Raw genomic sequence first — 26,853 nt, 5'->3', positions numbered from 1 at the left:
CATAATTGTCGACATTTTTACGTGGAACGATGGTATTAATGGGCGCTGTTTTTTTATCGAAATTGTTTGGCTTTGTTTTTCGCATTCAGTTTGTGCGAATCGCAGGTGAGGAAGCAGTTGGTATATATTCAGCAGCTTACCCAGCGTTTATTTTTTTCTTATCGTTAATCCAGCTCGGTTTGCCAATCGCTGTTGCCAAAATTACCGCTGAGTTGTATGCAGGGAAAAAACATGCCGAGATACAGGCACTCATGCGCAAAGTGTGGAAATTAACTTGGGTTTCCATCATTCTTTTCGGACCACTCTTATATTTTACGGTTCCATTTGTTGCAACGAACTTGATGGAAAATGCAGCTATGAGCCAAACTCTTATTATCGGCTTATTGACGATTCCGATTGCCGCTTTTTCAGGTGTACTCAAAGGTTATTTCCAAGGACTCGCCAAAGTAGAGGAAACTGCCTGGTCGTCTTTGATTGAGCAATTCTTCCGCATTGGACTTGTCACATGGCTATTGCCATATGTGGTCAATCAATCAAGTCCGGCATCAACTGCGGCGGCAGCAATGACAATGGCTCTGATTGCGGAACTCGTTTCGTTCCTATACTTGTGGTGGAAATACAAGCGAGTAAAAACAATAAAAGAAAATAAAATTAATTATCCCTCTTCACCTATTTTACAGATAGCATTGCCTTCTGCAGGCAGTCGATTGTTCGGATCTTTCACATGGTTTTTGGAACCGATTGTTTTTATTAAGGCACTTTCAGTCGCAGGAGTCGGGGCGGTGGCCGCAACCAATTTATACGGTATGATCTCGGCAGTCTTTATCCCGTTGCTGTTATTCCCTGCGTTTATTCCATACGCCTTGTCCATTGTGTTGGTCCCTGCTGTCAGTGACGCGAGAGCACGCTCCAACCGGTCGATGCTACAGGAGCGTGTATCACTAGCCATGCGGGTGTCAGCCATTACCGGATGTTTTGCTGCAACTATTTTTTACTTGCACGGTGAACACATCGTCCGCGTGCTCTTCCATGTAACAGAAGGAAAAGGGTACATGGCTCTACTTGCACCTGTATTCTTTTTCTATTACATCCAGAGTCCGCTCCATGCCATCCTACAAGCGATGCATGAAGCAAAAGCTGCTATGATGAATTCAATTTACGGTGGACTAGGAAAATTATTTGTCATGTTTGTATTGGCTTCCCAACCTGGTGTGGAAGAAAAAGGTGCGATTTTAGCCATCGGTTTCGGTGTTTGTTTAACGTCATTCTTACATATGGCAACACTCAGACAAAAAAAAGAAGCCGGCATTGGCTTCACGTTTTTCGCACTTCCCTACCTGCTGTTTATCATTGTCACGATTCTTCGTCCAGTCATCTGGCCTTTAGGTGAAATGCCTTGGTTGGCTGATAGCATGGTGACGGCAGCATTGATATTCCTCGGATTGCTTGTATTTGGTCAGCTTCAGATCTCAGATGTCCGTCTCCTTCGTAAGCTTATAAAGAAGACTTAAATCGCTCTCTCATTTGCACATATAATTTTTCCCGTTCATAACTACAATAGAATACGGTTCTGGGATCATGAATATGGATTTTTTGTAATTCATCGAGCAACCATTCTTTATCCTGCTGGATCAGGTCGAGATGGTTTTCCTGTATATCTCCATCGACGATAAGTGGCAACACTGGATGATCGCCATCATTTTTGAAGACAGATAAGTTTCCAGAGGGCTCCAAAAATGCATAAGACACATCTTGAATCGATCCAATCTGCTGTTCACGAAGCTGCTGGAATAAGTCATCCAAGTTGTAGCGGTGTTTGCGCATTTCTGATTCAATGATTTCGCCGTTACGTATAATGACCGAAGGATCTCCATCAATCAAATCACGGATTTTCTTGCTTTTCAATGACCAATAAGATGCTCCGATTTGAATCAAAAGTAAAAGAATCATGGGCAGAATGGATTCAAACAAACTGCGTCGCGGGTTATCGATTGCAAATGAAGCAACATCTGCAATCATGACGAAAATGACTAAGTCCATCAAGCTTAATTCGCCGACTTCCCGCTTACCCATGATTCTGAAAATAAACAATATTAGCATGTAGAGAAAAATGGTTCTCCATGCTACAACGAATAAATCACTCATACGCATCCCCTTTTTCTATTGAGTATGAGAGAAAAAACGAAGCAATATACAAAAAAACCTGTTTTCCTTTAAAGGAGAACAGGTTTTGATTTTTTACATTTTATAGTGCTGGAGAAGCGTCCAAGATGCGAGCGATAGCCGCACGTTCGAACTGAAGACGAGTGCCGTCTGCTACTGTAACAAATACAGTTGCATCATCCACTGCATCTACCAACGCGTGAAGGCCACCCACTGTTACGATACGATCCCCACGTTTTAAACTAGATTGCATAGAAGCTGTTGTTTTTTGACGTTTTTGTGCTGGACGGATGATGAAAAACCACATCACTACGAACATCAAAATTATAGGCGCTAAGGCCATTAATTGATCCATTATATTATTTCCCCCTTTCTCTATATAAGCGCATGTCCAAAAAGAAGCATTGAAATACAAACTTTTTAAACAACCTTTACATTAAGTATACAAGAATCAGAAATTTTTTGCATTCGGTTTGTTGTATCCGTACTGTTCGAAGAACTCCTCACGGAAATCTCCAAGACGATCTTCACGAATTGCCTGACGAACTTGTTTCATCAAATTCATCAAGAAATGCAAGTTGTGATAGGAAGTCAAACGAATCCCAAACGTTTCTTCCGCTTTGATTAAATGGCGGATATAAGCACGAGAGTAGTTTTTACATACGTAACAATCACAGTTTTCATCGATTGGTCCGAAATCACGGGCATATTTAGCCCCTTTGGCAACTAAACGGCCGTTACTTGTCATCAATGTACCATTACGAGCAATACGCGTTGGCAACACACAGTCAAACATATCAACACCGCGAATGGCTCCGTCGATTAGAGAATCCGGTGAACCGACGCCCATTAAGTACCTTGGTTTATCAGAAGGCATGAATGGTGTCGTGAATTCAAGCACACGATTCATGATGTCTTTCGGCTCCCCTACAGACAATCCACCAATTGCGTAGCCCGGGAAATCCATTGAAACAAGGTCAGCGGCACTTTGACGGCGAAGATCTTCATATTCCCCACCTTGGATAATCCCGAATAATCCTTGGTCTTCAGGACGCGCGTGTGCGTTCAGACAACGTTCAGCCCATCGAGAAGTTCGTTCTACACTTGATTTCATATATTCACGTGTCGCAGGGAATGGTGGGCACTCATCGAATGCCATCATAATATCGGAGCCTAATGCGTTTTGTATTTCCATCGCTTTTTCAGGACTTAAGAAGAGCTTATCACCGTTCATATGATTACGGAAATGAACGCCTTCTTCTTCAATTTTACGGAACTCGCTTAAACTGAAGACTTGGAAACCACCGGAATCCGTTAAAATCGCACGGTCCCAGTTCATGAATTTATGCAGTCCGCCTGCTTCTTTAATAATTTCGTGGCCTGGACGTAACCATAAATGGTACGTATTACTCAAAATGATGCCGGCTTCCATCGTTTTCAATTCTTCAGGAGACATTGTTTTAACTGTCGCTTGTGTACCGACTGGCATAAATGTCGGTGTTTCAAATGAGCCATGAGGTGTATGAACAATACCTAAACGCGCTCCTGTTTGTTTACATGTTTTAATTAGTTCGTATCGAATCGCTGTCATGCACGAACTCCTTTCTGATTTGCGGACGGGCGAATAAACATCGCGTCGCCAAAACTGAAAAATCGGTATTGATGGTTTACTGCCTGCTTATAAGCATTCAGAATTTTATCTCGTGATGTCAGTGCACTGACCAACATCACAAGCGTAGATTTCGGTAAATGGAAATTTGTAATCAAGCCGTCAATGCACTTAAATTCATAGCCTGGGAAAATGAAAATCGATGTCCATCCGTTATCTTCCTGCAATTGGCCATTAAATTTATTGGCTACCGTTTCAAGCGTACGTGTAGAAGTAGTACCGACAGAAATGATGCGACCGCCTGACGTTTTCACACGGTTAATTGTATCTGCTGTTTCTTGTGACAATCGATAAAATTCCGAGTGCATTTCATGGTCGTCTATCGAATCGACACTGACAGGTCTGAACGTTCCAAGACCAACATGAAGTGTGATGAACACTACTTCCACGCCTTTTGCACGAATTTCATTTAATAAGTCGTCCGTAAAATGAAGTCCGGCTGTGGGAGCAGCTGCTGAACCTCTTTCTTTTGCGAAAACTGTTTGATAACGGTCTTTATCATCAAGTTTTTCGCGGATGTATGGCGGCAACGGCATATCTCCGAGCTGATCGAGAATTTCATAAAAAATGCCGTCGTAAGTAAATTTAAACAGACGTCCACCGTGGTTGGCTTCTCCGACACATTCTGCACGCAACAAACCTTCACCAAATGACACGACCGTGCCAATTTTAACACGTTTTGCAGGCTTAACAAGTGACTCCCACACATCTTCTTCCGTCTGTTTCAACAGTAGAAGTTCAATGTTAGCACCGGTCTCTTCTTTTACACCCATCAGTCGTGCAGGAAGAACGCGTGTATCATTTAGGACTAGGCAATCTCCAGCCTGAAATTCATCTACGATATGTTTGAATGTATGATGGGTAACTTCCCCACTGTCTTTATCTAAAACTAAAAGCTTGCTCGATGTTCGGTCGGCAAGCGGCGTCTGTGCAATTAATTCTTCTGGTAAATAAAAATCAAAATCTTCTACTTGCATGATTATACTTCCTTTAATCTTTATTCCTCAAAATATGGGAGGTTAAAATGGTCATACGCGAGTTTCGTTACCACACGCCCTCGAGGGGTACGTTGTAAGAAGCCGATTTGCAAAAGGTACGGTTCATAGACATCTTCTATAGTTGTCGATTCTTCACCGATACTTGCAGCGATGGTGTCGAGACCAACAGGGCCACCACGAAAACGTTCAATCATGCCCAAAATCAATTTGTGGTCAATATGGTCAAGACCAAGTGCATCTACTTGCAACAGTTCGAGTGCCTCCTGAGCAGTTTCAATCGAAATCGTACCATTTCCTCTGACTTGGGCAAAATCGCGTACACGCTTCAATAAACGGTTTGCAATACGAGGAGTACCTCGTGAGCGGCTGGCGATTTCACCTGCAGATGGATGGTCGATTTCCGCATCAAACAATGTTGCGCTACGGGATACAATTTCAGTCAACGCCTGGTTGTCATAGTAATCAAGTCTCAGCAGAACGCCGAATCGATCTCGCAGGGGAGCCGATAAAGCACCGGCTCTTGTCGTTGCACCGATTAAAGTAAACGGTGGCAAATCAAGTCTGACAGACCTCGCTGATGGTCCTTTTCCTACGACGATATCCAGACAGAAGTCCTCCATCGCGGGATATAACACTTCTTCAATTGAGCGATTCAGACGATGGATTTCATCGATAAACAACACGTCACCCGGTTCCAGTGAGCTAACAATTGCCGCAAGATCTCCTGGTCTTTCAATCGCAGGACCACTCGTCATACGGATATTGACGTTCATTTCGTTTGCAATAACGGCAGCTAAGGTTGTTTTTCCTAGCCCTGGAGGTCCATACAGAAGTACATGATCCAAGCTCTCTTCACGCATTTTTGCTGCTTTCACAAAAATGTCTAAATTATTCTTTACTTTATCTTGTCCAATGTACTGAGACAAATACTGCGGACGCAACGATTGCTCAAAACGTTCATCGAATTCTGAGACGCCGCTTGAAATCACACGTTCTTGCATGACGTTGACCTCCTTTCATTAGCTGAGTTTCAACAACAACTGTAATGCTTTTTTCATATAGCCTTCCGTATCAAGTACTTCGGGCAATGCCTCTAATTGTGGACGCACTTTTGTTAATTCACGTTCTGAGTAACCAAGTGCCGCAAGGGCTAAGAATGCTTCTTCTATTTCGTGTTTGCCTGACGTTTCCGGGAATAATTGAAGTTCATCTTCCCCGCTTGGCATTTCGAAGTCGATTGATAAATCGCCAAGCTTTCCTTTTAAATCAAGAATCATTTGACGTGCCGTTTTTTTGCCGACACCCGGGAATTTCACTAAAAATGACTCGTCTTCACGTTCAATCGCTTGCACAACCTGAGAGGGTTGTCCACTAGCCAAAATAGCCAAGGCCCCTTTTGGACCGATGCCTGATACTTGAATCAGCTTACGGAACAACTCGCGTTGATCAAGCGATACAAAACCAAAAAGCAATTGGGTATCTTCTCGGACATGCAAGTGGGTGAAAATTTGTTGCGGTTCTGATGATACTCGGAATGCGTAAGGATTTGGCGTGTAAATCTGCCAACCTATTGATTGCCGTTCCAGTGTCATATATTCCGGTGTAATACGTGTAACCAAGCCTTTTATGTAATCGTACATTTAAAGTCTCTCCTCACATTCAACGTACTGATTATAGCATATAAAACGGATGTTCGCAGGAAGAAACCGAGGAATAAACGCCGATTCGAACAACATGTATTCTAGCAAGTTGCAATTTATCTACGACTGAAAATGTTTCAATTAGAACATTGTTGGGAAAAGATGTTCAATATCTTAAAATACTAAACTTGGAGGCATTACTTATGGGAAAAAATAATAATACCTTTACGCATCAGAATAATCAACAAAACCATCAAAACGAACAAGGTGAAGTGAATGAACTGAACCGCAAAGCATTGCAATATAACCAGGAGCACAGCAATCATGAAGAAAATAAAAAAGTAGAAGAAGCACAACAACAAAATGAAATAGAATAATTGTCATTAACAAACAACACCCGTGATGTCAGTCATCACGGGTGTTGTTCTATTTTTGCAGTTGTCTTACGTCAAGCGGCTACAGTCTTCCCATAGCTGCGGCATTCTTTTTAACGCATGGTTGGTGAATTTCTTTAGCTTTGGCAAAAAACCTAACAATTGTTGATCTGACAAAGTAGTCGCATACAACCACTCACGCATCAATTCATTTGGAAATAATAAATAGTTCCAATCTACATTGATGAGAGATGGATGTTCTTCTATAAGTGCATGTAAATCATAATCAAAATGCGGCAGGACACGGTGAGCCCATAAAATAAGTTCCACCTCTGCAGGTCCTATGCAGGCCAAGTCAAAGTCAATGATATACATACGGTTCTTATTATCACGCACAAAATTATGATGAACGACATCTCCGTGCAGTAGAGTTACGTTATCACGTTTGATCGGCTTGAGCTGTGCTAAAGAATCGTTGGCGAGTTTCGTAATTCTCTGGGTTTTGGAAGAACCGAGTTTTTGAATAAGAAAGGGCTCAACTTGTTGCCATTTTTCCAAACGATGGGCCCATTTCCGATTCAAATCAATCTCGTGAAAGAGACCCGACTTCTGCCACGCAACCTGCTTTCGCGTTGCGTGCAGTTTATGGAGCACTTCAAGCGATTTTTTCCGATCTTCTAATTGATTGAACTGAACTTTTCTCCCACTTTCAATCCACGGTTGCTGGATGACGAATGCATCTGGATATGGCTCAATTGGAACCATGAAATCCGCACCCGCATTAGTTAATTGTTCATGTATATAACGAATCTTATTTGCATCTGATTCATATTCATATTTTTTTAATGAATACGCATGGGGTCCAATTTGCCATTTCCACACATTTGGCTTTAATTGAACGTAATGCCCTCGTTCCACTTTTTAATAGTGGCGAACGGGATTCGGATAACCCATATGCCCTTGTGGAGCGGGCCACATATGACAAGGCATGCATGCCATGAATGGAGACATATGCTGAGGCATCATTTGGTTAGGCATCATTTGTTGTGGCATCATATATTGAGGCATCATTTGTTGTGGCATCATATAATTGCTATCCATTTCTTCACCCATGGTTTGAGTTGGATAAGGAGTTGGGTATGGATTTTGCCCATATCCTGGTTGTTGACCGTAATGCTGTCTTCCACAACCACAAGGTTTCGGTGCTCCACATCCGCATGGTGGTGGTGGCGGTGCCCCACAACCACAAGGCGGCTGAGGATGGTACTGAGGTGGCAATGTCGGCATTTGCAGTGATGATTCCATTTCAAGTGAACTGGAATCAAGTAATTGCCATCCTTGTGACGACTTAGGCGGAGCTTTCGGTACCGGTTTTGGTGCAGGCATTGGCATCGGTTTTGGTGCAGGCATCGGCATCGGTTTTGGTGCAGGTGCAGGAGCTGCATGCTGTGGTAAATTTACTTGCAAATGTACGTCCATGTCAGGGACTGGAATCCATCCATATGGAATGCCCATATATTGAGGCATCATTTGTGTCATTGCTATGTTTTGATTAATTGGTTGTGGCATTGGCTGCGGCATTGGTTGTGGCATTGGTTGTGGCATCGGTTGTGGCATTGGTTGTGGCATTGGTTGTGGCATTGGTTGTGGCATTGGTTTCATCGTCGGTTTATGGATTGGCGGTGCAGGTTGAGGAATCGGCTTGGGAGCTGGCTCCATTGTGTATTCCTCCTTCATTTTTTTCACTGGTCTTTCGTTAGTGAACGGGTGTTCAGCCATTCCTTGCGTTTTTGCCGTCTTTTGCGGCACGAAGATCTTCATGCCAGGGACGATATAATCGGGATTTGCCAAATGGGCATTCAAACGTTTCACTTCATCAAAAGAAACACCATATTGCTTAGCAATTTTCCACAGTGTGTCTCCTTTTTGCACAACATGTACGTGCAAAATAATTCCCCCTTTCATCTATGTATCCTATGAATCGCATTTTGATTTGGTCACATAATTGCTGTACATGATAAACTATGAGTACACGTGCTATAGATATGCATGAAAAGGACGGGATCATCTTGAAGAAATTATTAGGAGAAGAAAGACGTCATCAATTACTCAACTTGCTAAAAGAAGCTTCCGAGCCAATCAAAGGCACGGAATTGGCTAAACAAGCTGGCGTCAGCCGCCAAGTAATCGTTGGGGACATGACTTTATTAAAAGCTCGCAACGAACCGATTTTGGCCACGAGCCAAGGTTATGTATATATGAAGCAATTAAGTGTAAGCCATGCGTTCGAACGCCAAATCGCATGTGTGCATACTCCTGCCGATGCGCGGGACGAATTGTACACCTTGGTAGATGCAGGGGTCACTGTAAAAAATGTAACTGTCGAACATCCTGTTTATGGTGAACTGACCGCATCCATCATGGTGGCGAACCGCCATGAAGTCGATTTGTTTTTGACACGCGTGGAAGAAACGAGTGCCAGTTACTTATCCGAACTGACGGATGGCATTCATTTGCATTTGATTGCCGCCTCTTCAGGCGAATTCCTAGAAGCAGCAGTTGAGGGTATGCGTAAAAAAGGATATTTGGCGGATGAGGAATAAGAGAAGGACGTCATTGCGCTATATACAATGACGTCCTTTTTTATAAAAATGGGGAAATGCTGCTCCCTTTCCGCGGATGCTTTGGGTTCTTGGCAAGACGATCGCAAGCTACAATGAGTGATTCTTCTGTTGCGTAATGGTATGGGAACTCAATTAGGAGGAAAATGGTTAGTTGCTCTCCAAACCAGTGAAAGTTGCTCCAAAGAGGGTACATTTTCGGTTAATGGTTCTCAAAAACAAAAAAGGAATGACTGCGCAATCCGCGGTCATTCCTTTTTGTATGTAAAATATGTACCGAGAGATTTCACTTCGCACCCTAAAGCGCGTAGTTCTTCTTTCGCTCCTTGCATCATGACAGCTTGTTCATCTTCTAGTACATCCATAATAAAGAAATAATGACCGAGCCCTGTTTTTAATGGACGAGACTCAATTTTGCTTAAATTCAGCTGACGCCAAGCGAATACCGACAATACTTGATGCAAAGCACCCGATCGGTCGTCTACAGGCAACTTAATCATAAGGGTCGTTTTGGGTGAGTTGTCATGACCCGTTTTATCAAGACGGATGTTCTTCTTCTGAAGAACAAAAAACCGTGTATGATTAAAATGAAAATCATGGATATTTGGTTCCACAATGGTCAGTCCATATTTCTTTGCGGCAAAATCATTGCCGATTGCTGCAATCGTCCGGTCTGGATTCTCTGCTACATATTTCGCTGCGGCTGCAGTTGATGTAGTTTGTTCCAGAGGTACTCCGCGAAATCGATAATACAAATATTTATGGCACTGGGCCAGTGCATGTGGATGTGAATAGACCATTTTGATATCTTGCCAATTCTCCACTTGCTCAGGATGTACCATAAAATGTTGCTCAATCGGTGATAAAATTTCTGCCGAAACATGCAGTTCCACATCGTGAAACAAATAATCAATTGTTAACGGCACAGAACCTTCCAGTGCATTTTCCAGTGGTACCACGGCAAATTCAACTTCCCCGTTCGCCACCGCTTCAATGCATTCTGGAATTGTTGCATACGGCATCAACCATTCCCCTGCAAAGACCGTTCCTGCTGCTAAATGTGTAAAAGATGCTTCCGGTCCTAAATAAGCAACACGTGATTCCCAATCTTTAGTTAACATATAAGACACTCCTTAAGATGCGCCGGAACTGATGACTTCCGCTGACTCGACAAAATCCAGCCGTTTCAATTGTTGAATTAAATCATCCAATTGCACATTCATGGCTGTGACATCAAGTGACAGTGTCACATTGGCACGACCTTGAATGGGAATCGTCTGATGGATTGTCAACACGTTACACTGTGCTTCAGCCACTGTATTCAATAATGTCGCAAGCGTTCCTTTACGATCTTCCAGTTGTAAAAACACCGTTAAAATACGTTCCCGTACAATGGAATGGAATGGAAAGACAGCATCCCGATATTTATAATAAGCGCTACGTGACAGGTCCACTTTTTTCACCGCGTCCCATATCGATGCGACTTCTCCACTTTGCAATAACTGCTTTGCATCAAGCGTTTTTTGCATCGCTTCCGTCAGCACATCTTCACGCACTAAATAAAACCGTTGTTCAGATACGTCTTTCATATGTCCATCCTCACTTTCTATTCGATGAATTCAAATTCGAATTCAAGGAGTCTTACTGTATCACCATTTTCCGCACCACGTTCACGCAATGCTTCATCAACACCCATACCACGAAGTTGACGTGCGAAACGACGAATCGCGTCTTCGCGAGAGAAGTCGGTCATCTTGAATAAGCGTTCGATTGATGAACCACTTAATACATAAGCTCCATCGTCGTCACGTGAAATTTCGAAGCCATCACGTTCAGATTGGTGTTTGTAAAGAACTGTTTTATCTGATTCTTCTTCAGCCATTTCGTGAATTAAGAATTCTTCAGTTACTTCAAGTAAATCTGCAACTGCGAATAAAAGTTCATTCAACCCTTTGCGTGAAAGTGCCGAAATCGGGAAAATCTTCACATCTTCCGGTAATTTCTTTCGGAATTCAGCCAAGTTTTCTTCTGCATCAGGCATGTCCATTTTGTTCGCCACAATCAATTGAGGACGTTCCGTCAAACGCAAGTTATATTGACGAAGCTCTTCATTAATCGTCACATAATCATCATAAGGATCGCGACCTTCAATACCAGACATATCAATTACGTGAACGATTACGCGTGTACGTTCGATATGACGAAGGAATTGATGTCCAAGACCTACACCTTGGCTTGCGCCTTCGATAAGACCTGGCAAATCGGCCATCGCAAAGCTACGACCATCAGTTGTTTCAACCATTCCAAGGTTAGGAACGATTGTTGTAAAATGATACGCTGCAATTTTTGGTTTCGCTGCTGAAACCACAGACAGCAATGTAGATTTCCCAACGCTTGGGAATCCAACCAAACCTACATCAGCCAATACTTTAAGCTCTAAAACCACTTCAATTTCTTGTCCTGGTTCACCTTTTTCAGACAACTCAGGTGCTGGATTTTGAGGTGTTGCAAAACGGCAGTTCCCGCGCCCTCCACGTCCACCTTTTGCAATAACCGCTCTTTGACCATGCTCAACTAAATCAGCCAGTACCGGTCCGCCTTCTTCAGCCATTACGACTGTACCAGGTGGAACTTTAACGATTAAATCTTCCGCTCCGCGTCCGTGCATTCCTTTACTTTGTCCGTGATCGCCACGGTCTGCTTTGAAATGACGTTTATAACGGAAATCCATTAACGTACGTAATCCTTCTTCAACTTCAAAGATTACGTTCCCTCCTCGGCCACCATCTCCACCTGCAGGACCACCATTTGGTACATACTTTTCACGACGAAACGCGACCATACCATCTCCGCCATCTCCGCCTTTAATGAATATCTTTACGTGATCGACAAACATTGACTATCCCTCCTTGCTTTCTTCTATATGAAAACGCCAATTCTTGGTCGTTTTGCATTCATGGGTCAGTGAAACTTGCGATTCTTTTGAAAGTTCTTGTTGAATGGGTTCCCATTCTCCGTTCGCATCAAACGTCAGTTTAAATGTCGTCGGGTTACACACTATATGAATGTGCAATAGTTGTTCTGTATAAGGATTTAATTGTTCGTGTAACAGTTTTGTTGTTTGTTCAAGTACATCTTGGACTTGCTCATCCAACAATAGGTTGCAATCTGATTCGATGTTACTGGAAATGCTTACTTGAAATCCAGGGAAACGCCAATTGGCAGTCTGAAGCCACTCTGTCGTGCGTGGTAAATCCATTTTCGAAAGTTCATAAAACGCTTTAGCTTCTGTAGAGTAGTGATCTATTGCCGCCTTTGCGTCTTCCAGTCGAGCAAGATCAATATTCATTTTGATTAGTTGCAACTGATTCAAAAAATCATGGCGTGCAAATCGCAGTGCCTCATTTATTGAAAACGTTTTTTCGGTCATACATCACACTCTCCATTATGCTAGTCTCAATTCCTAAGTATACCAAGAAATAAAGCGATTTTGTTGCAAAAAAGAAAAGCGCAAAGCACAAGTCTAACTTGACGCCGACGTTGAAAGGAAGGTTTCCTTTGCGACGAGTAATCGCAGGAGCAAGGTTTCCTCTGCGACGAGTAATCGCAGGAGCAAGGTTTCCTCTGCGACGAGTAACCGCAGGAGTAAACAATTCGAACGCTTACCTTCGCATGAGGGACCGACCCGTAGGTGCAGGTATGTGCTTGGAGCTAGACATAGAGTTCCTCTAATCTAGAGTTTTCTATGCAAATGTAAACACTTTTTGATAAAAAGAAAAAGGACTGCAGTTATGCAGTCCTTTGGCTGTTTGAATTAAGCTTCTTGAGCTACAGGATATACACTAACTTTTTTCTTGTCGCGGCCATAACGCTCAAAGCGTACAACTCCGTCAACTTTCGCAAAAAGTGTGTCATCTCCACCACGGCCTACGTTTTCACCTGGATAAATTTTAGTACCGCGTTGACGGTATAAAATTGAACCACCTGAAACCATTTGACCATCAGCACGTTTAGCGCCAAGGCGTTTTGATTGTGAGTCACGTCCGTTACGAGTCGAACCTACTCCTTTTTTCGATGCGAAAAACTGAAGATCTAATCTTAACATCATTTGTTTCACCCCCTACTTTTTGAAGGTTATTTTTATATATTGTCCATAATCTTGTTCAATCGTTTGTAAAGAAACAATCATCGCTTGTACAATTAATTGCACTTGATCATTCACAGTTGAAACCAGATCTTGCGGAAACGAGACTTTGAGAAACCCACCGTCTTGCCCTTGCTTCACGTCTGGAAGGACTTTCGTAAGTTCAGCGATTGCATTGACTGCTCCAAAAGAAACAGCGGTTGCAGCTGCACAAACTAAATCTTTTCCATGCTCGGCAAATTCTGCATGGCCTTTCATTTCAAAAGAATGAATGTGATTGGATTGATCTTTTTCAATCGTTACAGTTATCATCGTTCACACATCTTATAGGTTGATTGAATCAATCACAAGTTTTGTGTAAGGTTGACGATGACCTTGTTTTTTACGGTAGTTCTTTTTCGCTTTGTATTTGAAAACTGTGATTTTTTTACCACGGCCGTTTTTCACGACTGTAGCTTTTACTGTTGCTCCTTCAACGAAAGGAACTCCAACTTTCACGTTGTCTCCACCTACGAATAATACTTTGTCAAATGTGAAAACGTCTTCAGCATCAACACCTAATTTTTCGATGTAGATTTCTTGACCTTTTTCAACTTTGATTTGCTTACCACCAGTTTCGATAATTGCGTACATTTTACTGCACCTCCTCTTAGACTCAGACTCGCCTTAAAATGAGGTGATCTTTGCAGATACTTTAACCTCTTCAGAGCGGTTGTAGTAGCACGGGTGCTACAAACAATAACATTAAAACTTTACCATAATGCTAAGGCAGCGTCAACTGCTTCGTCACAATTTTATAGAATGCTTCCTCATATTTTCGATATTGCCATGAGCGAATATTTTGTAATGCGATAAATGTGAAAATCAATGCCAAATGGAGTTGGTCAAATGTCACTACTATAAAAAGTGTTGAAAGACTGATAGACAACGCTAATAGCATCTCGTGATAACGTTTGGGCAAGATAGATTTCAGCGCTTGTCCACCGTCCAGCGGCAAAATCGGAATTAAATTCAATGCTAGTATAGTCAACTGGACTTCATTAAAAAAAGCCTGTCCAGGAAATTGGAAAGGTTGCGCAACTAAATAGAGAATAGCCGTTGCAAGTGGCCCAGCAATCGCAATGAGCCACTGATGATGAGTCGGAGCTAAAAGAAGGTTCTTAATTTTTATTTCTCCCCCATACGGAAGAATGGTACAACTGGTCATCTTAAGGCCCGTCCATTTTGCTACCGCAATATGTCCTAGCTCATGAATGAGTAATGAGCCGATAATGATGCTGTAATGTGCGAGTTGTGCAGTCGCAATCAGGTAGATAATGATGGGGATCATGATGGGATGCATGCGAATCTTATTGAAGTACATCATTCATCCATTCCTTAATCGCTGTCGGTTCAAGCAATTCTCCATCACGTTCAACTTTCACGAACATGGAACCAGGCTCTACTTCTGCAATTAAGTCATTGGCAGCAACCGCGGTATAAGGTAAATTAGAAAAATTCTCCACAAATCCATACGTCACCGTATCTCCGTTATCATACAGGACGGTCATCGTTTTCCCAGTATGTCGGGTGTGCCCAGTAAACAGAATAATGCCATCTTCGCGGGCGACCACTTGTATCGCGGTATCATAGGAAACAAGCACGCCTTCTTCATATGGTTGCATAGATTCATACGAAGCCATCGTCGGTATCATAGGGTCCTTTGTGGGTGCAGACACAGGGATGAGTTCTGGTGTTGAGCTTGTTGGAAACTGAGCGAGTACGAACTCGCGAACCATTTGTAGGTCTTTCCCTTCCGTGAACAGAGTGCGAAGTTGTGAAGTTTGGTCATTTCGTTCCTGGATTTGTATCGTTGCGATGATGCCAACGGTAATTATGCAAGCGATGATCCATTTATTTGTGAATTTCATGCCGCAGCCCCCCTTTTCGGGTAGTATATGCGGGGCTTGTTCGGTTTATTTCTATTAATCTGGGGATTTTGATAGTTATAGGGGCAACTTTGATGCTTATTGGGGCAACTATTCGGTTGATGGGGGCAACTTTTGTCCTTATTGGGACAACTAACCAATTATCTCCTAATTCCTTCTCAGTTCCGAAGTCAAAAATGGTTCTAACACCCAAGGTTTGAATGAAAGCACATAGGTTCGATTGCGTGAGCTACCTATACTATTTTCGGAAACTTCCTTCACTATCCGTTTAATAAAATATTTATCTTCTATTCCCAGCCACCACTTTAATCGATCACTACTCACTTCGCGCCCGAACAATAATAGATATTCTTGGAGCGCAGCGATATGAGCACCTTTGTCACGATGGCTACATCGAGTACATAACCATGTTGAAAAAATCCGAGTCATCGATATCTCAAAGCATTTCAAACACCTAACGCCAGTTTTAATTGAAGAACGTGTAACACCATGGTGCTCAAGAATATCCGTTTCATAAACTTTAAATCCATTACGCTTAATAATATGACGCACTTTTTTCAACTCTTCATGGGTCATCAATTTCCTATTGTCAGATTCCATTTGTTCAAGGAAATCACACATAGCATCAATAGGGACAGCTTGAAATAGTGTAGGAGATTCAATAACAATTCCAGCTCGACTTGCCAAGATAATGAGTCCTTTTACAGGAAAATCAACTCCATTTCGATTAAGTCTTTTTTGTAGAACTTTCACCGCTCTTTGTAATTGCAATTCTGGATTGCGCATCCCATCTTTTAACCCATTTTTGATTCGATAGAATTGATTGTTGCTTGAATCGAAATAAAATTCTCCAGTCATATTTTTCACTTCTAAAACACAAATTAGCTTTTGTGTCACAACAATAATATCGTATTGAGTATTGTCCAAATTGATATGGCGGTAGATAGACACTTTCGGGGTCAGATTTGCTTCCATCAAATAAGCAGTAGTTTTTTCTTCACCTGAAAAACCCGCCTTAATATTGCGATAGCTACTCTCGACTTTAGCGGATTTTTCCATCCGTGATTTTAATATACAAATTCGCAACACTTCTAGTTCGTGAAATTTCAAATCATTCAGTCTTCTCCCTCCCTAAAGAAATCCCCCACTCGATCAAAGTGGGGGATTCAGATAAATTATTTTGCAAAAATGGATTTGATTTTGGAGAACATGCCTTTTCGCTCTTGTTCCAATGACATCAATGGAACAGATTCGCCTAGAATACGGCGGGCAATGTTGCGGTAGCCAAGTGCTGCACGGTTTGTTGGGTCCATGACAATAGGCTCCCCTTTATTTGAAGAGGTGATGACATTTTCGTCATCCATGATGATACCTAGCAAGTCGATGGATAGGTGCGTCGTGATTTCATTGACATCCAGCGCATCGCCAGATTTCATCAAATGTTGACGAATGCGGTTAATGATTAATTTTGGCGGTGCAATATCTTCTTGCTCTAGCAAGCCGATGATACGATCCGCATCACGTACAGCTGAAATTTCAGGTGTTGTGACAACGATCGCACGGTCAGCTCCTGCCACTGCGTTTTTGTAACCTTGTTCAATCCCTGCTGGACAGTCAATGACGACATAATCGTAATCGCGTTTTAATTCCGTCACAAGTTCTTTCATTTGTTCAGGATTAATGGCGTTTTTATCAGTCGTTTGTGCTGCTGGCAACAGGAATAATTTATCTTCAAAACGTTTATCTTTTACTAAAGCTTGATGTACTTTACATCGGCCTTCAATTACGTCAACCAGATCATAAATGATACGGTTTTCTAAACCAAGTACAACGTCAAGGTTTCGTAAGCCGATATCGGTGTCGATTAAACAAACTTTCTTACCTTGAAGTGCCAATGCAGTCCCGAGGTTAGCAGTAGTCGTTGTTTTACCAACGCCTCCCTTACCTGAAGTAATTACTATAGCTTCTCCCACATTAGCTTCCTCCTTTAAATGTAGATAATTGCGGTCTTAATAAACGCAGTTCTTGCAATCTATCAATGGCGATGAAGCCATTTGCATGTAAGTATGCACATTCCATTTCTGGTTGTTCCGAAAGAATGGTTAGTTCATCTGTCATGATTTCTAGTGCTTCATGAATCATCAGATGGGTTGCTTCCAACCAAGACGCAGCAATAACTGCTTCTTTATTACCATTCGCCCCTGCATGAGCAATTCCCTTCAAACGACCGAGAACAAAAATATTTCCTCCGGCGATGACTTTGCCATTCGGGTTCACATCTCCCACAACAACCAAGTCACCTTCTGCCCGAACAATCTGTCCAGAACGAACGATGCCGACAAACGTTTCGGATTGACGCTCTAGAATTCGACGGTTGCTTTCTTCAATTGAAATGACATCACTCTGCACTCGTGAAACACGTAAATGTGGTGACGTGTGCACGCTTGCAATGAGTTCTTTGGTCTGTTCTTCTGAACAAAAGCGATTGCCAAGCTGCAGCAAGACTTCCGCTTGTCCATCGATGCCTTCGTCCGATACTTTACGTTTTAGTTCTTCCACCAGTTCGGCATATGCGCATTGATCATCAAGCCGAAGCACTAGACCGTCTTTAGTTCCTTTTATGTAGACTAGTTGCTTTTTCGTCATCAAATGCGTCACCTCGCGCGTAGAATCAATTTGGCTGATTTAACCGTTGCAACAAACGTGCATTGATTACGTATTTAAATGCCCAGCCGAGCACCACTAAGAAAATTGAATTTGCAATCATTGTGGGAATTAATCGTTCGCGTACAAATACAGCAAGCGAAATGTCTGTTAACCCGATCAATGAAAAGAATTGATAAAGCACGAATTCAAGACCTGCTACCAATACAAGTGACAAAGCCGTTGTCACAATCAGATGCTGGTGAATGAATTTCACGATAAAACTAGCAATTAAACAAATTAATGGATATAAGAAAGAGTACAATCCAATAATATCAATGAAAAACACATCATACAAGAGCCCAAAAAGTAATGCATACAACATCGCGCGATTGCGACTATAGTAGATGGAAATGAATATTAAATACATGATGAGAAATCGAGGGATTAAAAAACGATACTCCCCACTAATATCGAGGGGAGAAAATAATCCGAACACAGGTTCAAGATAAAACAGTACGACGGCAATGGCTGGAATAATCAATCGCTTCATGAGGCGTCCTCATCTTTTGAAGTCTCATCCGTCGCACTGTTATCGCCGTCTGCACCATTTTTTACTGTTGTCATCGTTCGTTTCGCAATCATGACATGATCAAGTAGTGCAAAATCTGCCGCTGGCTTGATATATGCCATTTTCGTCAGTCCGAAATCGTCTGTCGAGACTTCTGTTATTTCCCCGATTAATATACCTTTCGGGAAAATCCCGCCTAGTCCAGATGACATGATTTTCTGACCTTTTTTAATTTTAATATTGGAATCGATTCGTTTTAAAATAAGTTCTTTTCGTTCATCATCGTATCCTTCTATTAAACCGAATACTTCTTTTTCACCCATTACCATCGCAGATACGCGATAGTTAGGATTTTGAGTGGATAATAGTTCTACAGTTGAAGTGAATGGAGTTGTCAGAACAACTTTCCCAATCAATCCTTGTGCTGTAAGGATGGCCATGTTTTTTTCAACTCCATGGACTTCCCCTTTATCAAGAATTACTTTTTCTTCCCACTGATCAGGATTTCTCGCGATAACAGTTGCCTGAATCGGTTCATAGTCCCTGAGATCGTCCTGCTTGTCTACGATTTCTCGAAGTCTAGTATTCTCGGATGCTAAATCGTTGACGTCCGCTTGCAATTTTGCAAATTCTTCCAAACGACTTTTCAAACGTTTATTTTCATCGTACGTATTTAACAAAGCATCGACACTATCGAAAACACCTGTTATGTACTGTGTTGGTTTTGAGAAAATTGATTGCCCAAAACCAACGACATCCTTAATAATCTGTTCAGGTAACGACGCATTATCGCGATCTCTGAGAGAGAAGCTGATCAATGCCACAAGAAAAATCACCCCGACAAGCAGCAAAATCAAACGCTTATTCGAAAAAAAATGTGGCATTGGAACGGTCCTCCTTAGTGTTTAGAATTTTGGCGAATCATGTTCAAATGATCTAGCGCCATTCCCGTACCAATTGCGACGCAATCCAATGGATTTTCTGCAATGAAGACAGGCATGCTTGTCTCATCACTAATCACTTTGTCCAAGTTTTTCAGTAATGCGCCACCGCCAGTTAAGACGATTCCACGTTCCATTACGTCAGCAGATAATTCTGGTGGAGTTTGTTCCAATGTCTTTTTCACACCGTCGATTATAGCTGAAATCGACTCACGAAGTGCTTCTGCAATTTCTTCAGAAGAAATTTCGATAGTTTTAGGAAGACCTGTAACTAAGTCACGACCACGAATTTCCATTTTCTCGACATTGTCTATTACTCTAGCAGAACCGATTTCCATTTTAATTGCTTCAGCCGTACGTTCACCGATCGTCAAGTTATACATTTTACGAATGTAACTTGTAATCGCATGATCCATCGCGTCTCCTGCAACACGTACCGATTCGCTTGTTACGATACCACCAAGTGAAATAACTGCAACTTCAGTTGTTCCTCCACCGATATCAACGACCATACTGCCTGTTGGTTCCCATACTGGCAAGTTCGAACCGATTGCCGCTGCAAATGGTTCTTCGATTGTCACAGCATCACGAGCACCCGCTTGACGAGCTGCATCAATCACTGCACGACGTTCTACCGAAGTAATCCCGTATGGCACACAAATCATGACGTTAGGTTTTTTCCACGTACCACCAGAAGCTTTCATCGCTTCTTTTAAATAGTATTGAATCATTGAAGTCGTAATATCAAAATCTGCAATTACGCCATCTTTCATCGGGCGGATAGCCACGATTGAACCCGGTGTACGACCAATCATATTTTTAGCATCGTTACCTACTGCAACGATATCGCCATTATTTGTATTTCTTGCAACTACTGAAGGTTCGCGTAAAACGATTCCTTTTCCTTTAATAAATACCAAAGTATTTGCTGTGCCTAGGTCAATCCCGACATCTTTTGCTCCAAATCCAAACACGTTATGTTCTTCCTTTCTATCCTTAGCCAGTTAATCTTAGCTTAGTTTAAACCATAAATTTGATTATAACGGATAAAAGGAGAAAATCACAGTGTCACATGTAACCCTTTTCCTTCAAACTGATAAATTGATGATCACCGATAATGACATGGTCGAGCAATTCGATGCCCATAATGTGCCCGGCTTCCTGTATTCGCTTCGTTACTTCAATGTCTTCGGGTGAAGGGGAAGGGTTACCTGACGGATGGTTATGGGCACAGATAATCGAGGCAGCTGAACGTTTCACTGCCTCTCTGAATATCTCCCTGGGGTGTACGATACTGGCATTTAAACTGCCGATAAAAATGGTTTGTTTGTGTATCACTTGATTCTTAACATTCATGAACAGACAGACAAAATTTTCTTGCTTTAAAGATGTCATATCCGTCATTAAGAATGTTGCAGCGTCTTTCGGAGAACGAACGGTGAATTTCTCATCTGTTTGTTGTAAAGATAGCCTTCTACCAAGTTCTACTGCAGCAAGCAGCTGAACCGCTTTCGCTTCTCCAATCCCTTTAACGGACATGATTTCTTCGATGGTTGCATTTTTCAATTCATGCAGTTGTTCAAAGAACGTCAACACTCGATTCGCCAAATGAAGGACGGATTCCTGTTTGGTACCCGTCCTTAGTAAAATGGCAATCAATTCTTGGTTCGATAACGCGGCTGCACCTTGGTTTATCAGTCTTTCACGTGGGCGATCGGAAGCATGGACGTCACGAATCATCAGTGTCGGTTTTACTTCAGTTATCATATCGTACTCCAGCAGATTTCATCTCAAGCAGTTCTAAATTCATAAGTTCTCGATACACTTCCGCAATAGGTAAACCCACAACATTATTGTAATCTCCGTTAATATGTTCCACCATCAAAGTACCTGCTGTCTGGATACCATATGCCCCTGCCTTGTCGTAGCAATCGCCACTTGCCACATAACTGTTGATCCATTCGTCCGTTAATTTATAAAAAGTGACTTTTGTCTCTTCATAAAACACATTGCAAATTCCTTCAAAATAGATGGATACTCCCGTAATGACCGTATGTGTCCTACCGGATAATCTCCGCAAATACAGTTTCGCCATCTCTGCATTTTTAGGCTTCCCAAGTGCCTCATCATCAAGAAACACCATGGTATCGGCACTGATGACGATTGCGTGCTGATTGTATTCAGCGACGGCCAGTCCTTTTTCCATCGCAATGTTGCAAACGAGTTCGGCAGGCGAGCATCCGAAAATGTCCTCCTCATCTATCTCCACTGTTTTCACTTCGAAGGGTACCCCAAGTAGTGATAATAACTCTTTTCTCCTCGGTGAAGCAGATGCTAAAATTAACGGTTTTGTTGTTTTGAATTCCAATGAAATCAGCTCCTTTTTGACATCATACAGAATGATGTCGAAGTTGAAAAATGTGTATAAAGGGCAATAATTTCATTTTGACCAAATAAAAGGGCTTATAATTCAATTTTCAAGCAGTCATTTTGTGCGAAATAATGCGATAATAATTGAACTCTAATGACGTTTAATTCCTTTGAAAGTGTTGATATAGCAGCAATGTTAGAGTCCCAGTCCTTTGGTTTGGCACCCTTATTTCCAGTGTCCGCAAAATTAAATTTTGCCGGGTCTGGACTCGCAAGGAAAACAGGTAATTTTTGCATGGCTTGTTCCGTACATGCTGCCGAATTGATCCGGAATGGTTTAACGAAAGACTCCGTGCTGCCTTCCACTTTCACTTCACTTTCCACGGTGCTTGCTGCGGACCACACAAAATATTTTCCATCCGTGATGACAATGGCTGCGGATTTCATTGCTGGATTTGATTGAAGCAAGGCAGTAGCCCCGTCGGCTGTGGTAAATACACCGTGTTGCTTCGCATAAAATTGAGTCGGTGTTGTCGTATTTGGCGGTGCAGTCACCTCGACTTGTTCTGGTTTGTCAGTCGTTGCGGATGTCTCAGGAGTCTCAGCTTTCGAATTATCCTGCCACTGAATAAAGATTGCGAATATGCCAATCGAAACAGCTCCGATAAGAAAACCATGTATGATTGCCAATGTGTATGAAAACTTTGAGAACGTTTTGGAAAGACGCATTTGATCACCCCGTTTTTCTTTAACGCTACCATTTGAGCAATAAAAAAAGACAAGACCGGTGTCGGCTTGTCCAAAAAAGTTTTCGAGTTAAACTAACAAATTTATATACCAATCGAGTATTTGTTTCCCATAAAAATATACAACGATGGCTGCGAGTGCAATCGACGGTCCAAAAGGCACTGGCGTTTTGCGCCCTTGTTTTGAGCGGCGCAAGTGAATAACGCCAACGATTGCACCAATAAATGCAGCAAAGAACAATGTCAATAAAGTCGGAATCATCCCAAGCACAAGACCGATGACCGCGAACAATTTAATATCGCCACCACCCATTCCGCCTTTCGACAAAATCGCAATCAGTAACAAGATTCCAAACCCTCCGGCAGCACCTACGATACTGTCCCACCAAGGCTCTAGTGGAGATAAAATCCGCGCAATAATCAATAAAACACCAAAGAACAACAGGACTTTATCTGGGATAAGCATATAAGCAAGATCTGATACCGTGATGATGACGAGCATCGATATAAACAAAATTGCAACAATCAGTTCCCACGAGAAACCTAGTTGATAGAATGCGAAAGCAAACAAACCACCCGTCACAAGTTCCATCACGGGGTAAATCCAATTGATTTTTGTCCCACATCCCCGACATTTCCCTTTCAGGAAAACAAATGAAAATACCGGAACTAAATCTTTGATTGTCAAACGTCGATCGCAAATCGTGCAGTGCGACGGCGGCGACACAATCGATTCATTTTTCGGTAAACGCAATCCGACGACATTGTAGAAAGAACCAAAAATAAGTCCGTATATGAAAAATAATGTTGTATATAGAATGTCCATACATACCTCTCAATCACACAAAAACTGGAGGCAACGTACGCTCTCCAGTTTTTGTTTCGTTATTTCTGAATGACTAATGTTGAATTTGCAACGATTTTGTTTGAATGTAAACCGTTTGCTTGTTTGATTTTCTGTTCGCCTGATCGATCCCCATAGTATTCAATAGATATTGAGTATAAAGTGTCGCCAGGTTGAACTGTGTAGGTCTGAGATTCAAAATTACTGGATACCGTGCCTGAATCGGAAGTTGCTTCTTCATCCGTTTCAATGTTCTCGATAATCTGACCATCCACCAGTGCAGTTTCATCTTCACTCGACTCTACTTCTCCAGTATTAACACCATTGTTCGCAGGAAGCGGATTCCCTTTTTCTGCTGGAGGTGGCGTATCGACTTTAGGACCTTCTTCGAGTAGTTCGATTAGGTCTGGTCGATAAAATGCCGAGAATGTCAGCGTCAGTTGTAATTTCTCATTTTCTTGTTCAACGGTTGTCACTTCACCAGAAGAGCTGAACTGAATCGAATCAACGATTAATATGCGATCCAATTTTTCAAGTTCATCGATGAAAGTCTCCAATGTCGTGTAGGTAGGCGTTTCAATCGACAAACTCACAAGAAGTTCCTGAAGTGTCTCAACCCCTTCTGGAGGGGATTCAATGACAAATGGTCCTTCTGTAAAGCTCACTGATTGAACAAGTGACTGTGAGACAACTTCCGCTTTCTCAATTTGCAATAAAACAAGTTCCGATAATGGATCAACAGGCACTTTCTTTTGCAATTCAAGCGAACTGACGACTGGAATTTCAGGCTGATCAGCCAGTTGTTGTTCCAGCGCAAACAATACTTGTCGATCCGTTGTGAGCGTCGTTTCAGCGACAGCTAAACTCTCTTTTTTGGGAGAGTAGAATGTGAAATATGAATAGGCAAGAATTGCTAAACAAAATAAACTGGATAGCACGATCAGGCCGACTTCTTTTTGTTTACGTGTCAGACTACTCATTTACATCATCTCCTTGCGCATCGTCTGCAGGAGGTTGCGTTTCAGTTACAGGTGGCTCAGCTGGCTGTTCATCCGCTGGGGTTTCCCCTTCAACAGGAGGTGCATTCGGATCCACTGGTACTGCAGTCCCTTCAGCTGGCATACGTGTATCTAAAAAAGTGATTGAGTATGAAGCTAAATAACGGGGCATAACAGGTTCGACTGGTGTCGCAGTGCCATCGGTTTCTTCTTCCTTTTTTTCTTCCAACGGTTGATATGTAAGGGTTGATAAACTAACGGCAGTAATCATCTCAGATGCTTTTAATTGGGTTAAATAAAACGCTGCTTCACGCGATGTATCAAATTGCACGTCAACTAGTGCTTCACTTGGTGATGTAAACGAAAAGTTCATGAAAAATCCTCGTTCAGGAAGTAGTGAAGTTAGTTCTCTAATTAAAGGTAAAGTATCATATTGATAGGCTTCCGCCCAATTAACTGTTTTTTGCAACTTTTGAGTATCGTTCAATGCTTCCGTTGTCAGCATCTGTTCTTGAATGGCAGCTTGTTGGCTGGCAACTTCTACACTTTGGGCATTCAGCACCTGTGCCTTGTTCTCATAAGAATTTCCTAGGAAATAAAAAACGAGCCCTCCGAATAGGCCGATGATAATCAGTAAGATGGCAGCCACGACAAAGGCGGGACGATCCCGTTCTTTTTCGGAAAGTAAATTAATATCGACTAACATCCTTACACCTCTTTCAACGCAAGTCCGAGTGCTCGATTAAAGCGTATCGGGATGGCTTTTCCATCTTCCAAATAAATCTTTTCGCGAACAACTGTGGAAGTATGAACTTCGAACCGGAGTTCCATTTGTCGCAATAGTTCTTCCCAATTATCCATTTCACCGTTAAGCAAAATATGTGTGATGCCTTCATTTCCTTGGTTCATATTGTAGCGATAGAAATTGATGAGCTTTGAGACTTCAGATAGAAGTGAGTCCATCTTTGATGTTTGTGCTCCACTGAAGAAATTCGACTCATCAGGTTCATTCACTTCAACAGGTCGCATGAATAATGGGAAATGTTGATGGAAAATCGAAACAGTATAGTTATCGTTTTTGACATCCAATAGTAGAATATGTTCTTCACCGGAATAGGTATATTGGGAATATGCCAAACGATACAGGGCAAGTGGTCCAATATCTGCTACAAGCGGTTTCATTTTGACGTCTTCAAAAGCGTCTTCATATGTATTTAAAATGCTCTCTTTAGAAGCAATCAATATCGCTTCTTTTGTATCAGTTGATGCAGCGTAAGGGACCACATCAAATACGGGGTCTTCGAAAGGTAAATAAAGTGTCGAACCAATTTCAATAAAGAAGTGGCCTTTCAACTCATCCCTTCGAACATCGGGAGGATATGATAGTTTGCGGATAATCACATATTCGTCTGGTGCTAAGAACCGAACGGATTTGCGGGAAAGTTTCCATTCTTCCACAGCCTCGCCTAGAATAGACACCAGCGTATCCGCATCCACAATTTTGCCATCCGTAACAACGCCAGAAGGCAAAGAACGCTCCTCTGCACAAACTACATGCAAAGGAGACGTTGACTTCACTTCCACCATTCGGATCGCATCTTCTTCAATTGTAACCGTCGCCACGCGTGAGCGTTTGTTTAGAAACGAAGGTGTGAAATTCATGGGATCAGCTCCGAGTTAAAATTAATTAGTAAAAAAAATTATCAATCAAGCATAATTAAGGGGTAATCTTAATAACATCAGTTCGAATAGGAATATTATCTTTACTAATCAATTTAACATCATTTCTTGTAGCACCAGTAAGTGTTAGTTTTACATTTCCAACCACTGAATTCCCTGAAATTGTAGATGGAGCAGTTGCACTTTTAGTTACAGTCGCCTCAGCAAATGAACCAGCATCATCTAGATAACCTTTTGATTTTAATATTGTAGCTGTAACAGATGCTCCTTCATTTCCATCGGCATAATAAACATCTGCCGCAGCCATTATATTCGTTGCATCAGATTTAATGGCTCCATAACGACTATTCTCAATAACATTACCAATCGCCGGAATAGCAATTGCCGCAACAATCGCCAAAATAACGATTACTGCAAGAAGCTCAATTAATGTTAAACCTTTTTGTTCTTTTAATTTGTTTTGAATGAATTTTCTCATCCTGTAAGCCTCCCTTTTTTCTATAAAATGGTACTTTTCCAGTAC

At 41.9% G+C, this 26,853-nt stretch carries 34 protein-coding genes and 1 other annotated feature; of the genes, 3 read left to right on the top strand and 31 right to left on the bottom strand.

Going from position 1 to position 26,853, the window contains the following annotated elements; translation table 11 throughout:
• Positions 1–5 precede the first annotated feature (5 nt).
• Entirely contained in the window at positions 6–1,511 is a 1,506-nt protein-coding gene (locus tag HMPREF1210_RS01470) for a polysaccharide biosynthesis protein (RefSeq protein WP_016426814.1), read from the top strand.
• Here HMPREF1210_RS01470 and HMPREF1210_RS01465 read toward each other — a convergent pair.
• From HMPREF1210_RS01465 to ruvA, 6 genes are all read right to left on the bottom strand, one after another.
• A complete protein-coding gene (locus HMPREF1210_RS01465; protein ID WP_016426813.1) occupies positions 1,495–2,145 on the bottom strand; it encodes a DUF421 domain-containing protein in 651 nt (216 codons plus the stop codon). The genes HMPREF1210_RS01470 and HMPREF1210_RS01465 overlap by 17 nt on opposite strands.
• Positions 2,146–2,245: 100 nt before the next feature.
• On the bottom strand, positions 2,246–2,518 hold the full coding sequence (gene yajC, locus HMPREF1210_RS01460) for a preprotein translocase subunit YajC (protein WP_016426812.1): 273 nt from the start codon (positions 2,516–2,518) through the stop codon (positions 2,246–2,248).
• Positions 2,519–2,614: 96 nt separating this feature from the next.
• Positions 2,615–3,754: a tRNA guanosine(34) transglycosylase Tgt gene (gene tgt / locus HMPREF1210_RS01455; protein ID WP_016426811.1), complete on the bottom strand. Its 1,140-nt coding sequence runs from the start codon at positions 3,752–3,754 to the stop codon at positions 2,615–2,617.
• Positions 3,751–4,809, bottom strand: coding sequence for a tRNA preQ1(34) S-adenosylmethionine ribosyltransferase-isomerase QueA (queA, locus tag HMPREF1210_RS01450; protein ID WP_016426810.1), 1,059 nt, complete (start codon positions 4,807–4,809; stop codon positions 3,751–3,753). The genes tgt and queA overlap by 4 nt, the downstream gene beginning before the upstream one ends.
• A 20-nt stretch (positions 4,810–4,829) precedes the next feature.
• Positions 4,830–5,831 carry a Holliday junction branch migration DNA helicase RuvB gene (gene ruvB, locus HMPREF1210_RS01445; protein WP_016426809.1) on the bottom strand — a complete coding sequence of 334 codons (1,002 nt, stop codon included), beginning with the start codon at positions 5,829–5,831 and terminating at the stop codon, positions 4,830–4,832.
• Between the two features lie 18 nt (positions 5,832–5,849).
• Positions 5,850–6,470: a Holliday junction branch migration protein RuvA gene (ruvA, locus tag HMPREF1210_RS01440; RefSeq protein ID WP_016426808.1), complete on the bottom strand. Its 621-nt coding sequence runs from the start codon at positions 6,468–6,470 to the stop codon at positions 5,850–5,852.
• A gap of 203 nt (positions 6,471–6,673) precedes the next feature.
• On the opposite strand from ruvA, the gene HMPREF1210_RS17895 reads away from it, so the two are divergent.
• Positions 6,674–6,847, top strand: coding sequence for a hypothetical protein (locus HMPREF1210_RS17895; protein WP_016426807.1), 174 nt, complete (start codon positions 6,674–6,676; stop codon positions 6,845–6,847).
• Between the two features lie 66 nt (positions 6,848–6,913).
• Here HMPREF1210_RS17895 and HMPREF1210_RS01435 read toward each other — a convergent pair whose 3' ends face one another.
• Complete coding sequence (locus HMPREF1210_RS01435) at positions 6,914–7,726, bottom strand: phosphotransferase (protein ID WP_231391040.1); 813 nt, start codon at positions 7,724–7,726, stop codon at positions 6,914–6,916.
• A gap of 39 nt (positions 7,727–7,765) precedes the next feature.
• Entirely contained in the window at positions 7,766–8,791 is a 1,026-nt protein-coding gene (safA, locus tag HMPREF1210_RS18550; RefSeq protein ID WP_036659284.1) for a SafA/ExsA family spore coat assembly protein, read from the bottom strand.
• A 122-nt stretch (positions 8,792–8,913) separates the two neighbouring features.
• On the opposite strand from safA, the gene HMPREF1210_RS01425 reads away from it, so the two are divergent.
• Positions 8,914–9,447: a transcription repressor NadR gene (locus tag HMPREF1210_RS01425; protein WP_016426804.1), complete on the top strand. Its 534-nt coding sequence runs from the start codon at positions 8,914–8,916 to the stop codon at positions 9,445–9,447.
• A 266-nt stretch (positions 9,448–9,713) separates the two neighbouring features.
• Here the strand turns inward: HMPREF1210_RS01425 and pheA are convergent, their stop codons facing one another.
• From pheA to HMPREF1210_RS01310, 23 genes are all read right to left on the bottom strand, one after another.
• Positions 9,714–10,586, bottom strand: coding sequence for a prephenate dehydratase (gene pheA / locus HMPREF1210_RS01420; protein ID WP_016426803.1), 873 nt, complete (start codon positions 10,584–10,586; stop codon positions 9,714–9,716).
• A 12-nt stretch (positions 10,587–10,598) separates the two neighbouring features.
• Complete coding sequence (locus tag HMPREF1210_RS01415) at positions 10,599–11,054, bottom strand: ACT domain-containing protein (protein ID WP_016426802.1); 456 nt, start codon at positions 11,052–11,054, stop codon at positions 10,599–10,601.
• 17 nt (positions 11,055–11,071) lie between these two features.
• A complete protein-coding gene (gene obgE / locus HMPREF1210_RS01410) occupies positions 11,072–12,361 on the bottom strand; it encodes a GTPase ObgE (RefSeq protein WP_016426801.1) in 1,290 nt (429 codons plus the stop codon).
• A 3-nt stretch (positions 12,362–12,364) separates the two neighbouring features.
• A complete protein-coding gene (locus tag HMPREF1210_RS01405) occupies positions 12,365–12,895 on the bottom strand; it encodes a Spo0B domain-containing protein (protein ID WP_016426800.1) in 531 nt (176 codons plus the stop codon).
• Positions 12,896–13,279: 384 nt separating this feature from the next.
• Positions 13,280–13,570, bottom strand: a complete 291-nt coding sequence (gene rpmA, locus HMPREF1210_RS01400; protein WP_036659634.1) for a 50S ribosomal protein L27 — start codon at positions 13,568–13,570, stop codon at positions 13,280–13,282.
• Between the two features lie 15 nt (positions 13,571–13,585).
• A complete protein-coding gene (locus HMPREF1210_RS01395) occupies positions 13,586–13,921 on the bottom strand; it encodes a ribosomal-processing cysteine protease Prp (RefSeq protein WP_016426798.1) in 336 nt (111 codons plus the stop codon).
• Between the two features lie 12 nt (positions 13,922–13,933).
• Positions 13,934–14,242 (bottom strand): 50S ribosomal protein L21, encoded by a 309-nt coding sequence (rplU, locus tag HMPREF1210_RS01390; protein WP_016426797.1) that lies wholly within the window; start codon positions 14,240–14,242, stop codon positions 13,934–13,936.
• A gap of 14 nt (positions 14,243–14,256) precedes the next feature.
• Positions 14,257–14,333, bottom strand: a sequence feature (ribosomal protein L21 leader region).
• A gap of 39 nt (positions 14,334–14,372) precedes the next feature.
• Complete coding sequence (locus HMPREF1210_RS01385) at positions 14,373–14,975, bottom strand: metalloprotease (protein ID WP_016426796.1); 603 nt, start codon at positions 14,973–14,975, stop codon at positions 14,373–14,375.
• Positions 14,959–15,519 (bottom strand): hypothetical protein, encoded by a 561-nt coding sequence (locus HMPREF1210_RS01380; protein WP_016426795.1) that lies wholly within the window; start codon positions 15,517–15,519, stop codon positions 14,959–14,961. Before HMPREF1210_RS01380 ends, HMPREF1210_RS01385 begins: the two co-directional genes overlap by 17 nt.
• Before the next feature lie 165 nt (positions 15,520–15,684).
• The gene (locus HMPREF1210_RS01375; RefSeq protein WP_016426794.1) at positions 15,685–16,647 is read right to left on the bottom strand and encodes a nuclease-related domain-containing protein; all 963 of its coding nucleotides are present in this window, start codon (positions 16,645–16,647) and stop codon (positions 15,685–15,687) included.
• Between the two features lie 65 nt (positions 16,648–16,712).
• On the bottom strand, positions 16,713–17,510 hold the full coding sequence (gene minD, locus HMPREF1210_RS01370; RefSeq protein WP_016426793.1) for a septum site-determining protein MinD: 798 nt from the start codon (positions 17,508–17,510) through the stop codon (positions 16,713–16,715).
• Between the two features lies 1 nt (position 17,511).
• A complete protein-coding gene (gene minC / locus HMPREF1210_RS01365; protein WP_016426792.1) occupies positions 17,512–18,183 on the bottom strand; it encodes a septum site-determining protein MinC in 672 nt (223 codons plus the stop codon).
• A 25-nt stretch (positions 18,184–18,208) separates the two neighbouring features.
• Positions 18,209–18,733 carry a rod shape-determining protein MreD gene (gene mreD, locus HMPREF1210_RS01360; protein WP_016426791.1) on the bottom strand — a complete coding sequence of 175 codons (525 nt, stop codon included), beginning with the start codon at positions 18,731–18,733 and terminating at the stop codon, positions 18,209–18,211.
• Positions 18,730–19,635 carry a rod shape-determining protein MreC gene (gene mreC, locus HMPREF1210_RS01355; RefSeq protein WP_016426790.1) on the bottom strand — a complete coding sequence of 302 codons (906 nt, stop codon included), beginning with the start codon at positions 19,633–19,635 and terminating at the stop codon, positions 18,730–18,732. Before mreC ends, mreD begins: the two co-directional genes overlap by 4 nt.
• 14 nt (positions 19,636–19,649) lie before the next feature.
• The gene (locus HMPREF1210_RS01350; protein ID WP_016426789.1) at positions 19,650–20,666 is read right to left on the bottom strand and encodes a rod shape-determining protein; all 1,017 of its coding nucleotides are present in this window, start codon (positions 20,664–20,666) and stop codon (positions 19,650–19,652) included.
• 94 nt (positions 20,667–20,760) lie between these two features.
• Entirely contained in the window at positions 20,761–21,459 is a 699-nt protein-coding gene (gene radC / locus HMPREF1210_RS01345) for a DNA repair protein RadC (protein ID WP_016426788.1), read from the bottom strand.
• Positions 21,449–22,060, bottom strand: coding sequence for a nucleoside triphosphate pyrophosphatase (locus HMPREF1210_RS01340; protein ID WP_016426787.1), 612 nt, complete (start codon positions 22,058–22,060; stop codon positions 21,449–21,451). The genes radC and HMPREF1210_RS01340 overlap by 11 nt, the downstream gene beginning before the upstream one ends.
• 95 nt (positions 22,061–22,155) lie before the next feature.
• Positions 22,156–22,791 (bottom strand): hypothetical protein, encoded by a 636-nt coding sequence (locus tag HMPREF1210_RS01335; RefSeq protein WP_016426786.1) that lies wholly within the window; start codon positions 22,789–22,791, stop codon positions 22,156–22,158.
• Positions 22,792–22,878: 87 nt separating this feature from the next.
• Entirely contained in the window at positions 22,879–23,634 is a 756-nt protein-coding gene (locus tag HMPREF1210_RS01330; protein ID WP_016426785.1) for an A24 family peptidase, read from the bottom strand.
• Between the two features lie 59 nt (positions 23,635–23,693).
• Positions 23,694–24,632 (bottom strand): LysM peptidoglycan-binding domain-containing protein, encoded by a 939-nt coding sequence (locus tag HMPREF1210_RS01325; protein ID WP_016426784.1) that lies wholly within the window; start codon positions 24,630–24,632, stop codon positions 23,694–23,696.
• A complete protein-coding gene (locus HMPREF1210_RS01320; RefSeq protein ID WP_016426783.1) occupies positions 24,625–25,356 on the bottom strand; it encodes a hypothetical protein in 732 nt (243 codons plus the stop codon). The genes HMPREF1210_RS01325 and HMPREF1210_RS01320 overlap by 8 nt, the downstream gene beginning before the upstream one ends.
• Positions 25,357–25,358: 2 nt before the next feature.
• Positions 25,359–26,312, bottom strand: coding sequence for a type IV pilus biogenesis protein PilM (gene pilM, locus HMPREF1210_RS01315; RefSeq protein WP_016426782.1), 954 nt, complete (start codon positions 26,310–26,312; stop codon positions 25,359–25,361).
• A gap of 55 nt (positions 26,313–26,367) precedes the next feature.
• A complete protein-coding gene (locus HMPREF1210_RS01310; RefSeq protein ID WP_016426781.1) occupies positions 26,368–26,808 on the bottom strand; it encodes a prepilin-type N-terminal cleavage/methylation domain-containing protein in 441 nt (146 codons plus the stop codon).
• Between the last annotated feature and the right edge of the window lie 45 nt (positions 26,809–26,853).

The sequence above is a fragment of the Paenisporosarcina sp. HGH0030 genome (assembly GCF_000411295.1).
GTDB lineage: Bacteria > Bacillota > Bacilli > Bacillales_A > Planococcaceae > Paenisporosarcina.
Note: the sequence above shows the minus strand (reverse complement) of the source record. Positions and strands in the feature narration are given on the sequence as shown.